Raw genomic sequence first — 20,640 nt, 5'->3', positions numbered from 1 at the left:
GTGAGCCACATTGGGTGGTTTTGCTGTGCTCACCTGGCGAAGGTCCCGGCGTCATGCCCCGGATCCGGTCCATGTCGTCCCCGAGGCGCCCCCGGCCGTCGCGCGGACCCCGGCCGACGAGAGGGCCGCGGCCGACGTGGAGGCCGCGGCCGAGGACTATCTGAGGTTGTTCCACGCGGAGAATCCCGGGGCAGGTGACCCGCGGGAGCGCCTGCGCGAGGTCCGGCAGGAGATAGCCCGGACCGGCACGTACACGCACACCCCCAGCGAGCTGGTCTTCGGCGCCCGGGTGGCCTGGCGCAACAGCGGCAGGTGCATCGGCCGGCTGTACTGGCGCTCGCTACGGGTGCGCGACCGGCGGTACGTCACCACGGCCGAGGGCATCGCGGTCGAGTGCGTGAACCACCTGCGGGACGCGGCCCCGGCCCGCAGGATCCGCCCGACGATCACCGTGTTCCCCCAGGAGCGGCCGGGCGTCCCCGGGCCCCGGATCTGGAACGAGCAACTGATCCGGTACGCCGGCTACCGGACGGCGGACGGCTCCGTCGTCGGGGACCCGCGCTATGTCGCCTTCACCGAGATGCTGCGCGGGCTGGGCTGGCCGGGCGGCCCCGGGAGCCCGTTCGACGTCCTGCCGCTGGCGATCTCGGTGGGGGAGGGGCCGCCGCTGCTGTCCACGCTCCCCGGCGACGCCGTCCTGGAGGTCGCGCTCTCGCACCCGGTCCACAGCTGGTTCGAGGAGCTGGGCCTGCGCTGGCACGCCGTACCGGTGATCTCGAACATGTGCCTGGAGATCGGCGGGGTCTGCTACCGGGCGGCGCCGTTCAACGGCTGGTACATGGGCACCGAGATCGGCGCCCGCAACCTGGCCGACACCGACCGCTACGACCTGACGCCGTTGATCGCCCGGCGCCTGGGCCTGAACACCGGCACCGACCGCTCGCTGTGGCGGGACTACGCCATGGTGGAGCTGAACGCGGCGGTGCTGCACTCCTTCGAGCGGGCGGGGGTGACGATGACCGACCACCACACCGAGTCCCGGCACTTCCTGATGCACCTGGAGCGCGAGGAGAAGGCCGGGCGGGTCTGCCCGGCCGACTGGAGCTGGATCGTTCCGCCGATGTCGGCCTCGGCCACGCCGGTGTTCCACCGCTACTACGAGGACAGGCGGATGACGCCGAACTTCGTCCACCACCCCGACTCCCTGGAGCGCGGTCTCGGCCGCTCCTGCGGGCCGGGAAGCTGATCACCGGTCCGTCCTCCCCCCGGAGAGGTCCCGCCCCTGCTGACGCCGGGGCGGGAAAAGGTGTAGAACGATATTCTGTAACCTCGGGACGGAGGTTCTGACGCGGGTGCCCCGAGGGCTCCCCGGAGGGAGGCGGAATGCTCGACCTGGTGCTGTCGTCGGTCGAGGGGGGCGTGCTCACCCTGACGTTCAACCGGCCGGACCGGCTGAACGCCTGGACCGACGAGATGGGCAGGCGCTACTTCGACCAGCTGGCCGACGCCGAGAAGGACCCCGAGGTCCGGGTGATCGTCGTCACCGGGGCGGGGCGGGGTTTCTGCGCGGGCGCGGACTTCCGGACGCTCACCGCCATCCAGGACGGCTCCTACTCCGGGGAGCCCGACCGGCGTCCCACCACCTTCCCGACCACGATCCGCAAGCCGGTCATCGCCGCCGTCAACGGTGCCTGCGCCGGGCTCGGCATGGTCCACGCCCTGGTCTGCGACCTGGTCTTCACCGCGGACGAGGCCAAGTGGACCACCGCGTTCGCCCGCCGCGGCCTGGTCGCCGAGTACGGCCTGTCGTGGATCCTGCCGCGCCTGGCCGGCCAGGCCGCGGCCATGGACCTGCTGCTGTCGGGCCGTACCTTCACCGGGGCCGAGGCACGCGAGCTGGGGCTGGCCGTCCGGTCGGTGCCCGGGGAGCGCCTGATGGAGGAGACCATGGCCTACGCCCGGGAGCTGGCGACCCACAGCTCACCGGCCTCGATGGCGGTGATCAAGCGGCAGGTCTGGGGCGACTGGCAGCAGAGCCTGGAGTCCTCGGAGTCGGCGGCCGTGCGCCTGATGGCCGAGTCCTTCACCCGCCCGGACTTCGTGGAGGGCGTGGCCAGCTTCGTCGAACGCCGCGCCCCCGCCTTCCCACCGCTGTAGACGAGCCCTCGTCGTGGACGGGCCCTTGATGTGGAAGGGCCCGTCTGGTCGTGCGGGTTCTGCCGGGTCAGGCGGGCTCAGGTGACCAGGGAGAGCCAGTGCGGAGTGGCGCCGAAGGGAGGGGTTCCGGCGGTGACGGCCTTCATCAGCCAGGCGGCCGAGTCGCGGGCGTTCTGCACCACGTCGGGCGGGTACGCGTACCGGATCCGGTGCTCCTCGAACTCGTCCTCGTCGTCCAGGAAGATCCGCCTGGTGCGGCCCTTGAGCACGTCACGGCGGGTCCGGATCACGTCGAGGTCGAGGTCGATCATGGTGACCTCGCCGTCGCGCCACTCGGGCACCGTGGAGATGTCGCAGTAGATCTCGTGCTTGTTCGGGGCGGCGTTGAAGGCGGCCGTCCACCAGGCGTCGCGGGGGAAGAGCATCACGAAGGGCTGCGGCCAGGCGATGGCGGGGCCGTCCCCCTTGTGGCCGCTGGAACCGGCCACGCAGCCCGTCCACACCCCGTGCTCGTCCTCGCCGAGCAGCAGGCCGCGGTGGTGCCAGTGCAGCGATCCGTCGTACTTGCGGTAGACCACGTTCACGATCTCGTAGGACATCCTTCGACAGTAGGGCTTGACAATGATCCATGCATTTCCTACCTTTTAAATAGGTTAAACGCGTCGATGTGAGACCCCGGCCGGCTGACCGGCGCCCCTTCCGTCGCGAGGGGCGCCTCCGGGGAAAACCCGGCGGCACGGTCGGCGTGCCGCGGACGCGGCCCCCGCCGGGCCGCCGAGACGTGTACGGGAGTGCCACATGTCGCAGAGCGCCACACCGGAACCCGACCATCCCGAACCCCTCGCCCTCGATCCGGACGGCGTCCCGGCCGGGGAGCCGGTGATCGTCAAGGGGATGGGGCCGGCCCTGGCCGGCCTGCTGGTGCCGCTCACCTCGGGCAGGGGCGGCCGGTTCGCCCGCGGGTACGACGGGGAGCTGGTCTACCTGCCCGGCGGACGCGAGCCCCTGCTGCACGTGGGGTCCTCGCGCGGCGTGCCGCACCACCGCGGGTTCGCCCACCCCTTCGGCGGCGCCGAGCCGCCGGTGCCGCGCTTCGTCACCCGCGACACGCTGGGCACGGGGCCGTGGAACCTCCGCCGCGACCTGTGGCCCCTGGTGGCCAAGGAACTCGCCTTCGCGTACTACCACGAGCTCATCACCGCCCACCCGGAGCGGACGCGGTCGACCTGGGAGGAGTTCGAGGAGGCCTTCGCGGCCGAGGAGTGGAACAGCCCCGCGATGCGCAGGCTCGTCCGCGCCGCCGTCCCCCGGCACCCCGACCGGCTCGACCTCGACCGTCTCGACCGGCCGCTGCACGGCATCCGGTTCGGCGACCGGGCGGGGGTGCGCAGGTGGATGCGCGGCTACCTCGCCGCCGACCTGGAACGGCGCTCCGACCCGGCGCACAGCGCCGACCACGCCATGGTCCTCGCCCTGCTCTCCGTCCGCGCCGTCCTCGCCGAGGCCGGCGTGTCCGACCCCTGGTTCCGGGAGTTCTCCGACCATCTCGCCGGTGGCTCGCCCGCGTCGTACCTGGAGGAACTCCGCGCACTCGCCGAGGCGGGCGTGGTCGTCTTCCTCGGCGCCGACCTGGTGATCGACCGGTACGAGGGACGCTGGCGGGCACAGAGCCCCACCGCCCCGGGGGCCGTGACCTCCGCGGTCCTCGTCGACACCGGACGGCCCGTGTGGTCGCCGGACAGGACGGCGGTCACGGCCTCGGGCGCTGACCCGTGGGCCAGGGCGCCGCGCAGGAGACCGGCCACCAGGACCGAGACGAGGTACTCCAGGATCCTCACGACGGCTCCGGTGTGGGGACGGCACCCCATCTGATCCCGCACGGCACGCCCCCCGGCCCGGTCGCGTCCGCCACGGCCGCGGGGGAGGTCCCCGCCCGGTCCCGCCCGTTCTCGTGCGAGACCCGCACGGTCCCGCACGGCACGGCTACGTCGCGGGGTGGCTCGGCACGGCCTCGGGGACGGCGTCCGTGCTCCGGTGGCCGAGCCTGCGGATGTCGGGCAGGAGCAGCACGCCCAGGCAGGAGACCGCCAGCAGCGCCGCGGCCCCGTACAGGGTGGGGGCGGTCCCCGCGGCGGTGGCCAGCGGCCCGGCCAGGGCCATGCCGAGGGGCATCAGCCCGAGGGAGAGCAGCCAGTCGTACGCCGACACCCGGGAGATCGCCTCGGCCGGGATGTGCTCCTGCACCAGGGTCTCCCACATCGGGGCCATCAGCGCCAGGCCGCCGGTCATCAGCCCGTAGGCCACCGCGACCATCGGCGCGGACATCCCCGCGGCTAGCAGGGCGAGCGGCAGCGCGCCGAGCGCCAGCACCAGGTTGGCGACGACCAGGGGCCGCTTCGGCCTCACCCGCAGGGCCAGCAGCGCCCCTCCCAGGGCGCCGATCGTGCCGCCCTGCACGATCGTGCCCCAGGCGAGCTCGCCGCCCAGGGTGGTGACGGCGAGCACCGGCCCGATGGTGATCAGGACGCAGCGGCTCAGGTTCCACATGGAGTGGCCGATCAGGTTGGTCCAGTACCACCGGTGCCGTCGCATCTGCGTCCAGCCCTCGGCGAGCTGCCGCAGGAACGGCTCGTGCGGCGTGGGCGGGATCGGCGCGAGCCGGAGGCGGCCCAGCAGGACCGCGCTGACCGCGAACGTCAGCGCGTCCAGGAGCAGTGCCCAGCCGGCGCCGACGGTCAGCGCCAGGGCGGTGGCGATCCCCGGGCCGAGCAGGATGGACCCTCGCTGGGCGATCGCCATGAGCGCGTTGGCCCGGGAGAGGTGCTCCGGGGCCACGGTGGCGGGCACCAGGCCGGTCGTGGCGGGCATGAAGAAGGCGGAACCCGCGCCGGAGAGGGCGGCCAGGATCGCCAGGTGGGCGATGTCGACCGTGCCGGTGACCAGCTCGAAGCCCATGGCCGCGTGGGCGAGACCGCGGACCAGGTCCGCGGCCACCATCACGCGGCGGCGCGGCAGCCGGTCGGCCCAGACCCCGCCGGGCAGCATGAGCGTCACCGTGGCGATCGACTGGGCGGCCAGCACGAGGCCCAGGTCGGTGGCCGAACCGGTCGTGGTGACGATCGCCAGCGCGAGCGCCACGGCGGTGATCGAGTCGCCGACGGCCGACAGGCTCTGCCCGGCCCACAGCAACCGGAAACGGGCGTCCCGCAGGGGGGACAGGGTGTCTCGCATGGGGGTCATGAGAGAAAAGTACTATGAAAACAAAATATATGCATTCATATCTTTGGGTCACCGGCGGGCGGCGTACCCTGTGGGCATGTCAGAGCCCGACTCCGTCGACCGTCACATCGCGCACTGGTCCCGGGAGCTGTCCGACCTCGACCCGCAGCTCGAGGGGATGGTCACGCGCATGCAGATGCTCGTGCGGCTGCTCAAGCGGCACAAGGAGGAGTGGCTGGCCGCCGGAGGGCTCAAGCCGTGGGAGTTCCAGATCCTGCACCACCTGGTGGCCACCGGGCCGCCCTACCGGGCGGCACCCTCGACGCTGGCCGAGTGGCTCGACACCCACCCGGCCACGCTGACCAACCGGCTCGACCGGCTGGAGAAGGCCGGATACGTCGACCGCGTGCACGACCCGGCCGACCGCCGCCGCCTGCTCGTGGGGCTCACCCCGGCCGGCCGGGCCGCCTGGCAGGAGCGCATGGACGAGGGCGACCGGTCGGAACGGGCGCTGTTCGCCCCGCTGGACGCGAACGAGCGGGAACTTCTCGACGGCCTCCTGCGCCGCCTGGTCCGCGCGGCCGAGCAGGAGGGCCCGCCGCTGATGCCCGACTGGCCGGCCGGCCCGAAGGCGCCCGTCCCGCCGGGCCCGTCCTCCGGTCCGGCCTCGGACGCGACGACCACGCGATAGGGCGGCAACTCCGGCCATGGACCCGGACACGGCCCTGGACATGGCCGCGGCCCCGGACGCGGCCCCGGACACGGCCCGGCCCCGGACATGGAGGCGGGCCCGCGCGGAACGCGGGCCCGGGACGGGACGAGGGGTTCAGGCCAGCCGGCGGGCTCCCGCCGCGGGCACCGCGGGATAGATCTCCGGTGCGGCCCATCCGCGCTCGGCGTAGGCGCCGGTGACCGACGCGCGTACCGACTCCACCCGGTCGTCGGCGACCAGCGCGATGGCCGACCCGCCGAACCCGCCACCGGTCATCCGCGACCCTCGGGCCCCGCCCCGGATCGCCGACTCCACGGCCACGTCCAGCTCCGCGCAGGAGACCTCGAACTGGTCGCGCAGCGACAGGTGGGAGGCGTTCAGCAGCGCCCCGATCTCCTCCACCTTCCCGGCCCGCAGCAGCCCGATCACGGCCTCCACCCGGTGGTTCTCGGTCACCACGTGCTGGGTGCGCCGACGCTCGTCGCCGCTGAGCCGCCCGAGGGCGTCCGCCAGGTCGGTGACGTCGCGGAGCGCGTCGACACCGAGGTGCGCGGCGGCGTTCTCGCAGTCCCGTCGGCGGTCGCCGTACTCCCCGCCGGCGTGCGAGTGGTGCACGCCGGTGTTGACGATGAGCAGCTGCAGGCCCACGCTCGCCAGGTCGAACGGGACGTTCCTGGTGCCGAGGCTGCGGCAGTCCATGAACAGCGCCTGGCCCTCCTCGCCGAGGGCGGAGGCCGCCTGGTCCATGATCCCGCACGGCATCCCCACGAAGTCGTTCTCGGCCTTCTGCGAGGCCAGCGCGATCTCCATCTTGGTCATGCCGAGCCCGTACAGCTCGTTCAGCGCCGTGCCGACCGCGACCTCCAGGGCCGCGCTGGACGACAGGCCCGCCCCCTGCGGGACGTCACCGTCGATCACCACGTCGGCGCCGCCGACCCGGTGCCCGGCCTCGCGGAGCGCCCAGAACACCCCGGCCACGTAGCGGGCCCAGCCCTGGGCCGCGTCCAGCCGCTCCAGCGTCACCGGCTCGCCCGCCGCCTGCAGCGACCGGAGCCGGACCACCCCGTCCTCGCGGGGTGAGACCGCCGCGTTCACCCCCCACGGCACCGCGAACGGAAGCACGAACCCGTCGTTGTAGTCGGTGTGCTCGCCGATCAGATTGACCCGCCCGGGAGCATGCCACACCCCTGCGGGCTCCACGCCGTACGACTCCCGGAAAGCTCCAACAACGCGCATGATCCAACACTCCTCAACAAGGTTCCCCAGTAGGGTAGCGAGTCCCCTGCCCCTCGGGTCCGCCCGCGGCCTCGCCGAAGGTCACATCTTGAACCCGGCCCGCCGGGCGGCGATGCGAACGGGCCCGACCTTTGGTTGAATGCCGCGTACGGCGTGCGCGAGGGGCGGTAGCTCAGCCGGTTAGAGCAGGGGACTCATAATCCCTGGGTCGCGGGTTCGAGTCCCGCCCGCCCTACCTCTCGTGAGCAGGAAAAGTGTTTCCGGCCTGCTCTTATGCGTCCCTGTTGATGGCTCGTGGATGTGCTCGGCCTCGGTCAGCGCTGTGACGCGGCCGGCCCGGTCTTCTCGCCGAAGACCTCTTCGATGAGCCTCTGGGTCGCCTTCTGGAAGGGCTCGCCCAGGGTCATCTCGACGTCTTCGACGTAGTTCAGCGAGGCGGTCAGGGTCGTGGCGCCGTCGGGGGTGCTGTACATCAGTGCCGCGTGGCCGGCCATGCCGCCGTTGTGGGAGATGACGGTGCCGCCCGGTGTGGTCAGCACGAACACTCCCAGGCCGTAGTCCATGCCGGGGGCGCCGGTCGGGTAGGGGGTGCACATCTGGGTCAGCAGCGGGGCTGGCAGGAGCTTTCCGCTCACCAGGGCGGAGATGAACGTGTGCAGGTCCCGGGTGGTCGAGATCATGTCACCGCCGCTGGAGATCCAGGAGGGGTTCTGGCGGGTGACGTCGACCGTCCTGTGCTCGCCGTCCTCGGTGTAGCGGTAGTAGCCGTGGGCGTGCGGCCGGGGGAGGTCGGTCTCGGTGGTCGGCACCACGGTGCCCGACAGTCCCAGCGGCTCCAGGATCAGCCGCCGCATCTCCTGGGCGACCGAGCGGCCGGTGACCTTCTCGATCAGAAGCCTGGCCAGCACGTAGTTGGTGTTGGAATAGCTCCAGCCCGTTCCCGGCTCGAAGCGTGCCGGCTTGGACAGCGCCAGCCGTACCAGCTCCTCGGGCAGGTAGGTCTTGAACCGGTTGTCGACCCATTCCTGGCCCGCGGTCGTGGCGGGGATCCCCGGGACGTAGGTTCCGTCGTCGTAGTACTCGCCGGTGAAGTTGAAGATCCCGCTGGTGTGCTGCAGCAGCATCCGTACGGTGATGCGCCGGTCCAGCCCGAACTCGGGCAGGTGGTCGTCGACCGGGTCGTCCAGCTCGAGGACGCCCTCGGCCACCAGCTGCAGCACCACGGTCGCGGTGAAGGTCTTGGTGTTGCTGCCGATCCGGACGTACCCGTCGATCGGCGGCTCGTCGGTTCCGCCCAGCTCGGCCGTGCCGGCGCTGCCGGTCCAGACGCCACGCTCGTCGTGCACGCGCATCGTCATCCCGGTGAAACCGGACTCGACGATCTCCTCGATGGCCTTTCGCAGCTGCGGGCGGTCCTGGTCGGTGAGGGGGAGGGACATGGTGGTGTGCTCCTTGAGAGGTGGTGCGGGATCGGGATGGTCACGCCGGGGAGGTGTCCCTGGCACGGGCTGCGCTACAGGCTGCGGGCGGTGATGTCGCCGTGGGAGGTGGTGGCGTGGATGGTCAGGTCGGCGTCGGTGCCGTTGGTGCCGGTGTTGGTGAGGGCGTTGTGGATGCGGCCGTGGGTGGTGCCGGCGTCGAGGGTGGCGCAGGCTCCGCGGGTGGCGCCGATGTGGATGTCGCCGGAGTCGGTGCGCAGGGTGAGGGTGCCGCAGGTGGCTTCGGTGATGCGGAGGTCGCCCTTGTGGGTGCTGAGCTGGGCGGGGCCGTTCAGGCGGCCGACGGTGAGGTCGCCGGACTGCAGGGTGAGGCGGGCTGCGGTGGTCTCGTCGAGTTTGGCCGAGCCGCAGGCGCTGTCGAAGGTGACGTCGCCGAGTCGTCCGACGCCTCGCAGCTCAGCGCTGGCGGCGGTGGCCTGGATGTGGGAGCCGGTGGGCAGCTGGACGGTGATCTCGATGGCGCCGGGGGCGCCGAGGAGCTGGTTGGTGGCTTTCGGTGCGGTGATGTGCAGGGTGCCGTCGGTGTAGGTGATCTCGGTCTGCTGGGCGGCTTTGACGTCGCGGTTCTTGGTGGCGTCGGCGGGTCGGACCTCGACGGCGGTGTCGGTGCGGTCGGCGGCGATGAGGTGGATGCGGCCGGCGGGGACGTCCAGGACGGCGGTGACGGGGGTGGGGGTGTCGAACTTCTGCATGGTGTCGTCCTTCGGTTCGTTGTTTCTGATGAGGGAAACACTACGTTGCATTTCTAGATACAGCAACATGCGAGTTGCGTATGTAACGCATAAATGCAGGTCAAGACCGTTTAAATGTTGCAATGGTTTTGATTCTAATGCAATGATCCTCATCGGGCTCGTTGCAATAGGATAAGAATGAACGCTATGGCGAGGACGCCGCGGACCACGGGGAGGCCGTGACGCCGGGAGGCGGACTCACCCGCTGGACCGTCGGCGGATCGCGCCGGGACCGGCCGACGGTCCGGTCCACGCGGAGGTCGCCGGAGGTCTCGACCGTCCGACCTCGACGATCACGCGCGAGGTGATGCGCAACGGCGGCCCTGCCGCATACGCGCCGCAGGACGCGGATCGATCCTGTGATGACGGCTGAACCTGAAAAAAGCCCCCGGCCCGGAGGCCGAGGGCTTCTCTCTGAGGTGCCGCTCCCGCTGCGGGGTGGCGACGCGAACCGCACCGGCACCGCGGATCGGTTTCACGCGGGGCGAGCAGGGGTCGTCGGTGGTGCGGTGGAGGGTTCCTGCGCGGTCGTCCTCGTGGCGTGGAGCGGGGTGTACCGTACCCGCTCGACCACGCCGGTGACGCACCGGTGGATCCGGTGGCGTATCGAAGGACCGGCGCTCGGCCGAGGTTCGTCTAGGACTTGCGGGCCAGGCCGCCGTAGTAGGTGTGGTACAGAAGGGTGTTCTTGACGAAGAAGCTCGGCTCGGCACGCCACTCGGGGAGCGGGACGAGCCCCGGTTCGACCAGCTCGAAGTCGCCGAAGTACCCCGTGATCTCGTCCGGGGTGCGCCAGCGGCCGGTGCCGAGGTTCTCGTTGAAGAGCTTCTCGGCCGTCGCGGCCTGCTGGGACGACGCGGGGTGAGCTTCACCGGGGTTGCAGAAGTGCGAGATCGCCACGAAGCTGCCGGACACCAGCGGGGCGCGCAGCGTGGCCGCCACTCCCGCGGGATCCTCCTGGTCGTGCAGATGGTGCAGGATGCTCAGCATCAGCAGCCCTACCGGCTCGCCGAAGTCGATGAAGTCCTTGACCTGATCGTTCTCCAGGATCGACCGCGGGTCGCGCGCGTCCGCCTGGATGACCTTCGTGCTGCCGTCGGTGGCGAGCAGCGCCCGACCGTGGACCAGCACCATGGGGTCGTTGTCCACGTAGACCACCCGGGCCGCCGGATCGACCTCCTGTGCCACCTGGTGCACGTTTCCCTGGGTGGGCAGGCCCGACCCGATGTCGATGAACTGCCTGACCCCCGCCTCGGCCGCCATGTGGTGCACGACCCGCTGCAGGAAGGCCCGGTTCTGCTTCCCGGCCTCCTGGGCTCCCGGGGAGACCTTCATGGCCGCCTCGGCGACCTGACGGTCGACGGCGAAGTTGTCCTTCCCGCCCAGGAACCAGTCGTAGACCCGCGCGATGCTGGGCTTCGTCGTGTCGATCTCCGCGGGAAGCTGACCTCTGTCCGGCATCGCCCCGGTCCCATCCTCGCTGCGCTCGGACACCTCGCCACCTTTGCTCCGATCGGGGTCCCGCTTGATCGCAGGGACTGGGCAGATAATAACCATGAATCCCTTTAAGAGCAGGTATGTAGGGACAAGTTCATGCTTAAGCACCACGGTCATGAGGTGCCGATAACCCTAAGAAAACCGCAAAACACTCAATCGGGTGGCTTTCTCCGCACGTGTCGCCGGCCTCGGCACGATCGAGGCCATGGCGTCGCGACGGTACGGTGTGCCGGTGGGAGACATCTACGAACTCGTGCTGTCCGTGGACGTCCGTGCCGACGTCACCGACGACGAGCTCGCCGAGCTGCGGTGGCACGTGGGGCAGGGACCGCGACCCGAGCGGCTGCCGATCGGCACCGGCAGATACGTGGAGACCTACCCGCTCGGTGACCCCGGCGACCCCGACTGTGAGTGGGAGGACGCGGAGCCGACGCCCGTGTTCGCCCAGCGTGGCGCCGCCCGGCGGGTGGGAGGCGCGCTCGTCGCCGAGCTGGTCGCGCGGGAGCACGCCGACGGCTGGGCGCTGACGGTACGCCAGGAACTCCATCCCGACGACTTCTACCGGCTGCGGGTGCTGCTGCACTGGCTCGGCCGATGCTCGGTGGGCGCACATGCCGCCGATGTCGAGTCCTTCGCCGGTCATCTGCGCTTCCACGAGAGCACCGAGATCGCCCCACTCGTTCTCTCGAACGGACGGATCCGCGTGCCCGAGGACATCGAATCGCACACCCCGCACTGGGAGGACCCCGAGGTGTGACCGGGCCGGAATATGTACGAACTATCTTGAACAGGCAAGCCGGATGTGTCGGATTAAAGATCCGAAAGCCATTCGGCGCTCGGGGGCGAGGCCGTACGGGGCCCAGGTCCCTCCCGTGTCAGTTCCACAGCAGCTGCACGATGGCGGCGGTGCCGACCACCACGATGAGAACGCGCAGCACCGTGGAGCCGAGGCGTCGGCCCACCCTGGCCCCGATCGGGCCGCCCAGGGCGGAACCGGCCGCGATGAGCACGACGGCCGTCCAGTCGAAGTCCGCGGAGAAGAGGAAGAAGAGCGCGGCGACGCCGTTCACGACGATGACGAGCACGTTCTTGGCGGCATTGAGGCGTTGCAGGGTCTCGTCGAGGAGCACGCCCATCAGGGCCACGTAGATGATTCCCTGGGCCGCGGAGAAGTAGCCGCCGTAGACGCTGGCGAGCGTCAGCCCGGTGAGGAGCAGGGGTCCGCCGTCGGGGTCTGCGGAGGCGCCGGTACGTTCACGACGTCGCCGTGTGTTCTCGCTGATCCAGGGCTGGAGGACGACCAGGACGAGGGCGAGGCCCACCAGGACCGGCACGATCGTCTCGAACGCCGTGGCCGGCAGGGCCAGCAGGAGCGTGGCGCCCGTGAGGCCGCCGATCAGGGCGCCGACGCTCATCCTCAAAAGGCGCCGGCCCTGGCCGCGGAGCTCCCTGCGGTAACCGACGACCCCGCCGATGGAGCCGGGGATCACACCGAGAGTGTTGGAGACCGCGGCGGTGACGGGCGGCATGCCGGTGGCGAGCAGGACCGGAAAGGTGATCAGCGACCCGGAGCCGACGACCGCGTTGACGACACCTGCGCCGATGCCCGCCGCGAAGACGGCGATCATCTCCCACGGCGTCACGCCACCTCTTCTCCCGCGGAGCCGGTGCCCGCGTCGGATCGGATGCTACGCGGGAGCCGTGCTCCGCGCCGTACCGGCCCCGGCCACCCTGCCGGTCTCCGTCCGTCAGGTGCGGCATCGACGGACGGAGACCGGAAGGGTGGCCGAAGGATCGCCTCTTCGGCCACCCGGAACGCGGCAGGGGTCAGAGCGGACGGCGGCGCGGGAGCATGTCGTCGTCGGGGAGAGGCGCGGTGCGTGCGGTCGGCGGGGGAGCGGTGACCTCGGCCCAGCGCCGCAGGGTCGCCGTCGCGGCCTCGCGGTCGGCCTCGGGCAGCGCGGCGATGTTCGCCCCGTGGTTGGCGCCCGGCGCGACGTACAGGTGGGAGTCGTTCCGGCTGGGGGTGAACCGTTCCGCGCCCCACGGGTCGTTCTCGCCGTAGATGAACATCATCCTGCTGGAACGCCCGCGGACCCAGTGGTCCACGTCCAGCATCGGCAGGGGGTTGTGCGCGGAGCGCAGCTCGGCGGGGAGCACCGAGTTGGGCTGGTACAGGCCGCGGTGACGGGTCAGGCCGCGCAGGTGGTCGAACCTCAGCTCGGGCCAGCCGAGCTGGTTCGCCGCCTGGTAGTAGTACGGGAGGTAGTACTCCAGGCCCTGGTCGGTGTAGAACGAGAAACCGGCGACGGAGTCGATCCAGTCGTAGATCTCCTCGTCGGTGGCGGTGGCCGGAGGCACCTCCGGGCAGTCGCCGACACCGAGGTACTGCCAGAACGCCCACACCGTGTCGAGCACCGTCATCTCGAACGAGCGGTCGGCCGTGCCCAGCGTCCGGGTGAAGGTCTGGCCGTTCTGGGCGGCCTCCGCCTCCAGGCGGGGCACCAGCCGGTCGCGGCGCTTGAGCGCCTCCTTCTGCACGTTCTCCAGCGCGGTACGGCAGGCCGCGTCGCCGACGGTCGCGAAGAACCTGTCGTACGCCCCGTCGAGGGGGTTGATCCGGTCGTTCGGCGCGACGTAGGCCACCACGCCGTCCACGTCGTTCGGGTAGAAGCGCCGGTGGTAGACCGAGGTCATGCCGCCCTTGCTCGCGCCGGTCTGGATCCATCTGCCGGAGTAGATCGTCCTGAGCGCCTGGACGATGCGGTGCTCGTCGGTGGCCTCCTGCCAGATGTCGAGCTTGCGCCAGTCCGCGGGCTCCGGCCGGGAGGAGCGGAAGAAGCGGTGCTCGACCGAGACCTGGTTGCCCTCGAGCAGCCGGGTCGGCTCGGTCCGGGAGGCCGTCGGGTTCACGGCCAGGCCGTACCCGCCGGTGTAGAGCACCGTCGGCGCGTCCTCGGCGCGGTGCAGCAGGGTGAGCCGCTGCTGGTACGTTCCCCGGCCGGGACGCAGGTGGTCCACCGGCTGGGTGAAGGTGAGGACGAAGAACCGGTGGCCGCTCACCTGGGTCTCGGAGACCACGGTCAGGCCGGGAACGGCCCGGAGCCTGGCCGTCAGGTCGTCGTCCACCACGGGGGAGGCCGACGTGGCCGACGTGGCCGACGTGGCCGACGTGGCCGACGTGGCCGACGTGGCCGACGTGGCCGACGTGGCCGACGTGGCCGGCACACCGGCCGGGGACGTGAGGGACAGCGCGGCCGCCGGGGTGGGCAGAGCGAGGGAACCGGCGGTGAGCAGCGAGAGGACGAGGGCGGGAAGTGCCCGGGTTCGCACGGTCGTGTCTCCTGGGGGTGGGGGAGGAGGCCGGGGACCACGTGGCCGGCGGGGAGGGGTGCCCCCTCCGCGCGACCGTCGGGAAACAGGCGCTATGAGATTGTCCCGCCTACATTCGCTGGATTTCGGAGGATGTTCAAGGGGATCGGATCATGTGAAGGGCCGTTCCCGCGGGCCTTCCGGACGGGAGCGAGGCCGTGAGGGGCCGTTCCCGGTGCTTCCGGCCGAAAGATCGTCTCCGGTGCTCCCGGCCGGAGGGGGGACGTGAAAGGTGCTTCCCGGTGCTTCCCGGTGCTTCCCGGTGCTTCCCGGTGCGGAGCGGGACCGCGGGCGCGCGTGTCGGTGCGAAGGGCGACGGTGAGAACCCGCCGGTCCTGCGGCGAGCCCGCAGACGCGCGCGGATCCGTCCTGTAGCGTCCGGAGAGGGACGTTCGTCGCGATGAGGGACGTCCGTGCGCCGCCCGCCGGTGTTCCGGAAGAGGCGCCACCCGGGCGCGTGTCCCGGAGGAGACGTCGCCAGGTCGGTGGTCCGGGAGAAGTGCCGCCCGGACCGGTGTTCCGGAAGAACGGGCCGGTGCGTCAGGGGGAACGGGGCGGTGTTCCGGGAGAAGACGTCGCAGCTGGGGATCGGGAGAGACGGATGCCGCTTCCACAGGACGGTCACGTGCACAGCCAGTGGTCGTGGGACGCGCTGGCCGGTTCCATGGAGGGTACCTGCGAGCGGGCGGTCGAGATCGGCTTGTCCTCCCTGGCGTTCACCGAGCACGCCGACTTCACCCCCTGGACCCTGCGCGAGGACACCGAGATCCCGGACGCCTGGCGGGTGCTGGTCACCGACGGGGTGCTCACGCCTCCCGAGCTCGACCTCGACGGCTACCTGGAGTGCCTGCAGCGCTGCCGCGACCGTTTCCCGGACCTGCGCATCCTGTCGGGTGTCGAGCTGAGCGAGCCGCACCGGCACGGCCACCGGTTCGACCGGGTGCTGCGGGCGGGAAGGTTCGACCGGGTGCTCGGCTCGGTGCACTCCATCACGGCCGGCGCCGGGTTCGACGAGGTCTCCGGTCTCTACCGGGACCGGTCGGCCGCCACGGTCGTGCGCGACTACCTGGCCGAGGCCGTACGGCTGGTCGAGGGGTACGACGACTTCGAGGTGCTCGCGCACATCGACTATCCGATCCGGTACTGGCCGGCCGGGGCCGAGCCCTATGATCCGGCCGCGTTCGAGGAGGAGTACCGCGCCGTCCTTCGCGTCCTCGCGGGCTCGGGCAGGGCACTGGAGGTGAACACCCAGGTTCCCCTGCACCCGCAGATCGTGCGGTGGTGGCACCGGGAGGGCGGCCAGACCGTCGCCTTCGCCAGTGACGCGCACGAGCCCGCACTGCTGGCCCGAGGTCTCGCCGAGGCGAGCGCGATGGTCGAGGCCTGCGGGTTCCGGCCGGGAGCGCACCGGGACGACTTCTGGAGACGGGCGTGACGGCCCTTGCGGCGTGACCTCTTCGGGTACGGCTCACGAGCCGGGGTGATGCGTTCTGCAGGGACCTGTTCTCTCGGGTCCGGTCCGGCCCGCTCCTCACGCGTCATGCCGGCGTGGTCGGCCACCCCTCGGCGGCGGCGAACCCGGTGAACCGGACGGCGTTGCGCACGGCCGCGCCGCCGGGGTCGTTGTTGAAGTACACGTACATGTCGCACCGGTCGTCCCACGTCTCACCCAGGCGGCGCAGCCAGGAGCGGAGCGCGTCGTCACCGTACGAGGGCCAGGGATTGGCACGGCCCTCGTGGAACCGCAGGTAGCCCCAGTCGGCGGTCCGCCACAGCGGCGTCTGCGGGCGGCCGAGCCGGTCCGCCCAGCACAGGGCCGCGCCGTGCGCCGCGAGCGTCTCGCGGACCGGGTCGCTCCACCAGGACTCGTGCCGCGGCTCGACCGCGATCCGCACGTGCGCGGGGAAGCAGCCCAGGCACGCGTCGAGCAGCCCGGTGTCGGCGCGCAGCGTCGGCGGGAGCTGCAGCAGGATCGGCCCCAGCCCGTCCCCGAGGCCACCGGCCGCCGCCATCAGGCGCTCGACCGGCTCCTGCGGGTCCCTCAGCCGTTTGATGTGGGTGAGGAAGCGGCTCGCCTTGACCGCCATGACGAACGTGCGCGGGGTGCGTTCCCTCCAGTTCTCGAAGGTCTCGCGCGCGGGGAGGCGGTAGAAGCTGTTGTTGTTCTCCACGGTGCCGAAGGTCTCGGCGTACCGCTCCAGCCAGAGCCGCTGGGGCACGCCGGACGGGTAGAACTCCCCGCGCCAGTCGGCGTACTGCCAGCCGGACGTCCCCACCAGCATCATCGGAGTTCGGCCCCCGCCTCCCGCTGCTCGGCTTCCGGTTCCTCATCTTCCCGGCCCGCGCTCCCGCGCGAGCCATGGCCTGCTCCCGTACGAGCCTTCTCCTGCCCGGTGTGCCCGGTGACCATGCCGCCGGATGTGCGGCACTCCTCGTCCGTGACCGGTTCACCGGCCCGTCCTGTCCGGTTATCGATGAAGTGTCATAAATCCTCACTGTCCATTGACATTGGGAAAGCGCTTTCCTACGGTGTGTCTAACCGTCGTCGAGAGCGTTCGTGAGCGACGCGCACCTGCCGGGGGAGAACCCGGCCGCAGGTCCCGCAGACCTGCCGGACCAGCGAGGAGTTCGGTTGTGAGAATGAGATTCGGCGCCAGGGCCGCCGTGGTGGCCGCGGTGGCCGTGGTCACGGCCTCCGGATGGGCGGTCGCCGGCGCGGCCGCCGCGGCCCCGGCCGCCGGGGCGTACACCCTCGTCAACGCGGGCAGCGGCCTGTGCCTGGGCGTTCCCGGAGCGGCCGGCTCCGACGGCGTGCAGCTCGCGCAGGAGGGATGCGACGGCGGCACCGACCAGACCTGGAACCTGACGGCGGCCGGGGCCGGGTTCCTGCTCAAGGCCGCGCACAGCGGGAAGTGCGCCGGTGTCCAGGGCGCCAGTACCTCCGCGGGCAAGGCCGTGCAGCAGGAGGCCTGCTCGGGCGCTGCCTCCCAGACCTGGAACCTGACCGCCTCGGGGTCGGCCTACCGGGTGGCCAACGCCAACGGCGGCAAGTGCCTCAACACCAAGGACAACTCCACCGCCTCCGGCGCGCTGATCCAGCAGAACTCCTGCGACTCGGCCGCCACCAAGCAGTGGCGCCTGGTCCCGGCGGGCGGTGGCAACCCCGACCCGACCCCGACGCCCACCGTCACCCCGACCCCCACCGTCACCCCGACGGTGACACCCTCCCCGACGCCGACGGTGACCGCTCCCCCCGGTAACGCGAGCGGCCTGGTCGGTTTCGCGACCCTCACCAAGTACGGCCGCAGCGGCACCAACGGCGGTGCCGGCGGGCAGACGGTGACCGTCTCCAGCTACGCGCAGCTGGCGGCGGCCGTCGCCGACGACACCCCCCGGATCGTCCGCGTCTCGGGCACGATCACCGGTGGCGGCGCCGACATGCTGGACGTCGGGTCGAACAAGACCATCATCGGTGCCGGGTCGAACGCGACGATCAGCGGGTTCGGTCTCGACGTCAACGGGTGGGGCCCGGACGAGATCGCCTGGGGCGGTGACCTGTGCGACCCCGCGGAGAGGGACAGGTTCACCCACGTCCAGAACGTGATCATCCGTAACCTGACCTTCCGGAACTCCCCGGACGACTCGATCAACGTGCAGTGCTACTCCCACCACGTGTGGATCGACCACAACACCTTCCACCCGGCCGGTGACGGGTCGGTGGACATCAAGCGCGGCTCGGACCTGGCGACGGTCTCCTACAACCGCTACGTCGGCACCGACAAGTCCATGCTTCTCGGGCACAGCGACGGCAACGGCGCGCAGGACAGCGGTTACCTGAACGCCACCTACCACCACAACTGGTTCGACGGGTCGAACACCCGTCACCCGCGGGTCCGGTTCGGGTACGCCCACCTGTTCGCCAACTACGTGGAGGTCGGCGACTACTTCATCGGCCTGGGCGTGGGCGGCAGGATCTACGCCGAGAGCAACCACGTGAAGAGCGCGAAGACCATCACGCAGGACTTCGGCGACGCCAAGCTGACCTGGACGAGCAGCAACTTCTACGACATCGCCACGATCCGGCGGGCGCAGAGCAGCGGCAGCACCATGAGCGACTGGCTGCGCGCCGACGGCAGCGTCACGCGTCCCTCGTACGCCTACTCGGCCGGTTCGGCCTCGGCCACCCCGCCGGCCGCCGGTGCCGGTGTCGGCGGCGCGGACACGATCCCGCAGTAGCCTTCCCACCCCTGTCCGGGCGTGCGGTGCCCGGACACACCCCTCGCCCCGGCCCCGTCCGGACTCGTCTCCTCCCCCCGACGAGCCTGGACGGGGCCGGAGTCGTCCCGGGACGGTACGGGCGGTGCCCGTCCGGGGCGTGGTCCGGGCCGGAGATCCTCCAGGATGGGGCCAGGACGGCTCGGTTCCTGCCGGCGCGTCGTACGGTGGCCTTCCATCCGGGCATGAGAAAGTCGTCGCCCGGCCGATGAGCCGGCCCGGCCGGTGACGTTTCACATGCATGACACTTCTTCAGGATCTGGACATGACGCAGGAGGGGTCGGCGTTCGCCGAGCGGGCCGGGCGGTACCGCCGCGAGCTGCACGTGCACTGCTACCGGATGCTGGGCTCGTTCACCGACGCCGAGGACCTGGTGCAGGAGACGCTCCTGCGCGCCTGGCACCACCGCGACGGCTTCGACGGCGGCCCCGATCTGCGCGCCTGGCTGTACCGGATCGCGACCAACGCCTGCCTGGACGCGATCCGCCGTGACGCGCGACGGGCCGGGCTGCTGCGCTCGTTCGCGGACGTGCCGTGGCTGCAGCCGTACCCCGACCGGCTGCTCGACGAGATCGCGCCCGCCGAGTCCGAGCCGGACGCCGTCGTGGTCGCGAGGCAGACGATCGAGCTGACGTTCCTGGAGTACGGGACCGACCTGGTGGGATCCATCCGCATCCCGGCCGCCTTCTGCGGGGTGTACGGGCTCAGGCCGAGCGCCGGGATCGTCCCGCTGGCCGGGTTCTCGCCGCCGGGCGTCCCGCCGGGTCCCGACGAGGCGGCGTACATGACCTCGGCGGGACCGCTCGCCAGGTCGGCCGGTGACCTCAGGACGGCCCTGGGCGTCACCGCGGGCCCCGACGGGCAGGCCGCCAAAGCCTGCTCCTGGACGTTGCCACCCTCCCGCCACACCCGGGCGGCCGACTTCCGCGTCGGGTTCGTCCTCGACCACCCGGCGGCGCCGGTCTCCGCCGAGGTCGCGGGCCCGCTCTCGGATCTCGTGGACGCCCTCGCCCGTACCGGGGCGACCCTCGTGGAGGGCTGGCCGGACGGGGTGGACCCGGTCCGGGAGGCCGAGTCGTTCGGCTTCCACGTCGGGCTCTTCCTCGCCTCCCAGGGGCCCGGCGGGGAGTTCGCGCCGTTTTCGGCGATCGTCGAGCAGCAGAACCGGCGGACGGCCGCCCGCGCCGCCTGGAACGCCCACTTCGGCGACGTCGACGTGTTCCTGTGCCCGGTCACCTTCACGCCCGCCTTCCCGCACGACCCGCGTCCCTTCGAAGAAAGGATGATCGTGACCCCCGAGGGGGAGCGGCCGTACGGGGACCTGCCGTTCTGGATCTCCCACGCCTCCCTGCCCGGGCTGCCCGCGGTGGCCGCGCCGATCGGGCGCACCCCGGGCGGGCTCCCGGTCGGCGTCCAGGTCGTCGGCCCGCTCTACGAGGACGACACCGCGATCACCTTCGCCGAACTCCTCGCGGACGTGACCGGCGGCCCGGGGCGCCCTCCGATCTGAGGACGGCTCCGCGCCCGCTCGGAAACGGCCCGGCCCGGCTACCTTGGGAGAGGTGGAAGAGAACAGGGCCCGCAGGGTCGTCGACGCGTTGCGCGACCGTGGCATCAACGCCCAGCTGGCCAGGGGCGGTCATCACATGGGGGTCCGGGTGCTGCTGCCGGGCGGCCGGGAGGCCGACTGGGACACCGACGGCACGGCCGGCCTCGAGGCCCAGGTGATGCGGAACGGGATGCTGGTCGGCTTCGTGCCGGTGATCGAGGGGTCCGAGGACTACGACGAGGAGCAGATCGTCGACGCCATCGCGCGGACCGACTACGACCAGCCCATCGCCCGGCAGCGCGCGACCGCGCCACCCCCGGCCGAGCCGCTTCCCCGGGTGGGCGGGGTCTTCCGCCGGTTCCTGGACGGCTTCCGCTACCGCTGACCGGTTCC

18 protein-coding genes, 1 tRNA gene and 1 riboswitch are annotated in these 20,640 nt (G+C 71.4%); of the genes, 10 read left to right on the top strand and 9 right to left on the bottom strand.

Annotation, left to right across the window (positions count from 1 at the left end; genetic code table 11):
* Nucleotides 1-25: 25 nt before the first annotated feature.
* Nucleotides 26-1,246: a nitric oxide synthase oxygenase gene (locus ABD832_RS22055; RefSeq protein ID WP_344898425.1), complete on the top strand. Its 1,221-nt coding sequence runs from the start codon at nucleotides 26-28 to the stop codon at nucleotides 1,244-1,246.
* 137 nt (nucleotides 1,247-1,383) lie between these two features.
* Entirely contained in the window at nucleotides 1,384-2,157 is a 774-nt protein-coding gene (locus ABD832_RS22050; protein ID WP_344898423.1) for an enoyl-CoA hydratase, read from the top strand.
* A 77-nt stretch (nucleotides 2,158-2,234) separates the two neighbouring features.
* Here the strand turns inward: ABD832_RS22050 and ABD832_RS22045 are convergent, their stop codons facing one another.
* On the bottom strand, nucleotides 2,235-2,756 hold the full coding sequence (locus ABD832_RS22045) for a DUF402 domain-containing protein (RefSeq protein WP_344898421.1): 522 nt from the start codon (nucleotides 2,754-2,756) through the stop codon (nucleotides 2,235-2,237).
* A 52-nt stretch (nucleotides 2,757-2,808) separates the two neighbouring features.
* A riboswitch (SAM riboswitch) is annotated at nucleotides 2,809-2,920 on the top strand.
* Nucleotides 2,921-2,955: 35 nt separating this feature from the next.
* On the opposite strand from ABD832_RS22045, the gene ABD832_RS22040 reads away from it, so the two are divergent.
* A complete protein-coding gene (locus ABD832_RS22040) occupies nucleotides 2,956-4,029 on the top strand; it encodes a hypothetical protein (RefSeq protein ID WP_344898419.1) in 1,074 nt (357 codons plus the stop codon).
* A gap of 111 nt (nucleotides 4,030-4,140) precedes the next feature.
* Here ABD832_RS22040 and ABD832_RS22035 read toward each other — a convergent pair whose 3' ends face one another.
* Nucleotides 4,141-5,397 (bottom strand): MFS transporter, encoded by a 1,257-nt coding sequence (locus ABD832_RS22035; protein ID WP_344898417.1) that lies wholly within the window; start codon nucleotides 5,395-5,397, stop codon nucleotides 4,141-4,143.
* Nucleotides 5,398-5,473: 76 nt separating this feature from the next.
* Between ABD832_RS22035 and ABD832_RS22030 the strand changes: the two genes are divergently transcribed.
* A complete protein-coding gene (locus ABD832_RS22030) occupies nucleotides 5,474-6,067 on the top strand; it encodes a MarR family winged helix-turn-helix transcriptional regulator (RefSeq protein ID WP_344898415.1) in 594 nt (197 codons plus the stop codon).
* A 135-nt stretch (nucleotides 6,068-6,202) separates the two neighbouring features.
* Here the strand turns inward: ABD832_RS22030 and galK are convergent, their stop codons facing one another.
* Complete coding sequence (gene galK, locus ABD832_RS22025; protein ID WP_344898413.1) at nucleotides 6,203-7,324, bottom strand: galactokinase; 1,122 nt, start codon at nucleotides 7,322-7,324, stop codon at nucleotides 6,203-6,205.
* A 161-nt stretch (nucleotides 7,325-7,485) separates the two neighbouring features.
* Between galK and ABD832_RS22020 the strand changes: the two genes are divergently transcribed.
* Nucleotides 7,486-7,559: transfer RNA gene (locus ABD832_RS22020), tRNA-Ile, on the top strand.
* Between the two features lie 79 nt (nucleotides 7,560-7,638).
* Here ABD832_RS22020 and ABD832_RS22015 read toward each other — a convergent pair.
* From ABD832_RS22015 to ABD832_RS22000, 3 genes are all read right to left on the bottom strand, one after another.
* Nucleotides 7,639-8,763: a serine hydrolase domain-containing protein gene (locus ABD832_RS22015; RefSeq protein WP_344898411.1), complete on the bottom strand. Its 1,125-nt coding sequence runs from the start codon at nucleotides 8,761-8,763 to the stop codon at nucleotides 7,639-7,641.
* 74 nt (nucleotides 8,764-8,837) lie between these two features.
* A complete protein-coding gene (locus ABD832_RS22010; protein ID WP_344898409.1) occupies nucleotides 8,838-9,515 on the bottom strand; it encodes a DUF4097 family beta strand repeat-containing protein in 678 nt (225 codons plus the stop codon).
* A gap of 675 nt (nucleotides 9,516-10,190) precedes the next feature.
* Nucleotides 10,191-11,015, bottom strand: coding sequence for an SAM-dependent methyltransferase (locus ABD832_RS22000; protein WP_344898407.1), 825 nt, complete (start codon nucleotides 11,013-11,015; stop codon nucleotides 10,191-10,193).
* 268 nt (nucleotides 11,016-11,283) lie between these two features.
* Between ABD832_RS22000 and ABD832_RS21995 the strand changes: the two genes are divergently transcribed.
* Nucleotides 11,284-11,808 carry a hypothetical protein gene (locus ABD832_RS21995; RefSeq protein WP_344898405.1) on the top strand — a complete coding sequence of 175 codons (525 nt, stop codon included), beginning with the start codon at nucleotides 11,284-11,286 and terminating at the stop codon, nucleotides 11,806-11,808.
* Between the two features lie 118 nt (nucleotides 11,809-11,926).
* Here the strand turns inward: ABD832_RS21995 and ABD832_RS21990 are convergent, their stop codons facing one another.
* Nucleotides 11,927-12,694 (bottom strand): sulfite exporter TauE/SafE family protein, encoded by a 768-nt coding sequence (locus tag ABD832_RS21990; RefSeq protein ID WP_344898403.1) that lies wholly within the window; start codon nucleotides 12,692-12,694, stop codon nucleotides 11,927-11,929.
* 184 nt (nucleotides 12,695-12,878) lie between these two features.
* Entirely contained in the window at nucleotides 12,879-14,384 is a 1,506-nt protein-coding gene (locus ABD832_RS21985) for a S28 family serine protease (RefSeq protein WP_344898401.1), read from the bottom strand.
* 640 nt (nucleotides 14,385-15,024) lie between these two features.
* Here ABD832_RS21985 and ABD832_RS21980 point away from each other — a divergent pair.
* Nucleotides 15,025-15,858, top strand: coding sequence for a PHP domain-containing protein (locus ABD832_RS21980; protein ID WP_344898399.1), 834 nt, complete (start codon nucleotides 15,025-15,027; stop codon nucleotides 15,856-15,858).
* Between the two features lie 103 nt (nucleotides 15,859-15,961).
* Here ABD832_RS21980 and ABD832_RS21975 read toward each other — a convergent pair whose 3' ends face one another.
* Complete coding sequence (locus tag ABD832_RS21975) at nucleotides 15,962-16,705, bottom strand: DUF72 domain-containing protein (RefSeq protein WP_344898462.1); 744 nt, start codon at nucleotides 16,703-16,705, stop codon at nucleotides 15,962-15,964.
* 358 nt (nucleotides 16,706-17,063) lie between these two features.
* Between ABD832_RS21975 and ABD832_RS21970 the strand changes: the two genes are divergently transcribed.
* From ABD832_RS21970 to ABD832_RS21960, 3 genes are all read left to right on the top strand, one after another.
* Nucleotides 17,064-18,659, top strand: coding sequence for an RICIN domain-containing protein (locus tag ABD832_RS21970; RefSeq protein ID WP_344898461.1), 1,596 nt, complete (start codon nucleotides 17,064-17,066; stop codon nucleotides 18,657-18,659).
* 280 nt (nucleotides 18,660-18,939) lie between these two features.
* The gene (locus tag ABD832_RS21965) at nucleotides 18,940-20,208 is read left to right on the top strand and encodes a sigma-70 family RNA polymerase sigma factor (RefSeq protein WP_344898397.1); all 1,269 of its coding nucleotides are present in this window, start codon (nucleotides 18,940-18,942) and stop codon (nucleotides 20,206-20,208) included.
* A gap of 52 nt (nucleotides 20,209-20,260) precedes the next feature.
* Nucleotides 20,261-20,632 (top strand): hypothetical protein, encoded by a 372-nt coding sequence (locus tag ABD832_RS21960; protein ID WP_344898395.1) that lies wholly within the window; start codon nucleotides 20,261-20,263, stop codon nucleotides 20,630-20,632.
* Nucleotides 20,633-20,640 lie beyond the last annotated feature (8 nt).

It is taken from the genome of Streptosporangium longisporum, assembly GCF_039534895.1.
In the GTDB taxonomy this organism is placed as follows: Bacteria; Actinomycetota; Actinomycetes; order Streptosporangiales; family Streptosporangiaceae; genus Streptosporangium; species Streptosporangium longisporum.
Note: the sequence above shows the minus strand (reverse complement) of the source record. Positions and strands in the feature narration are given on the sequence as shown.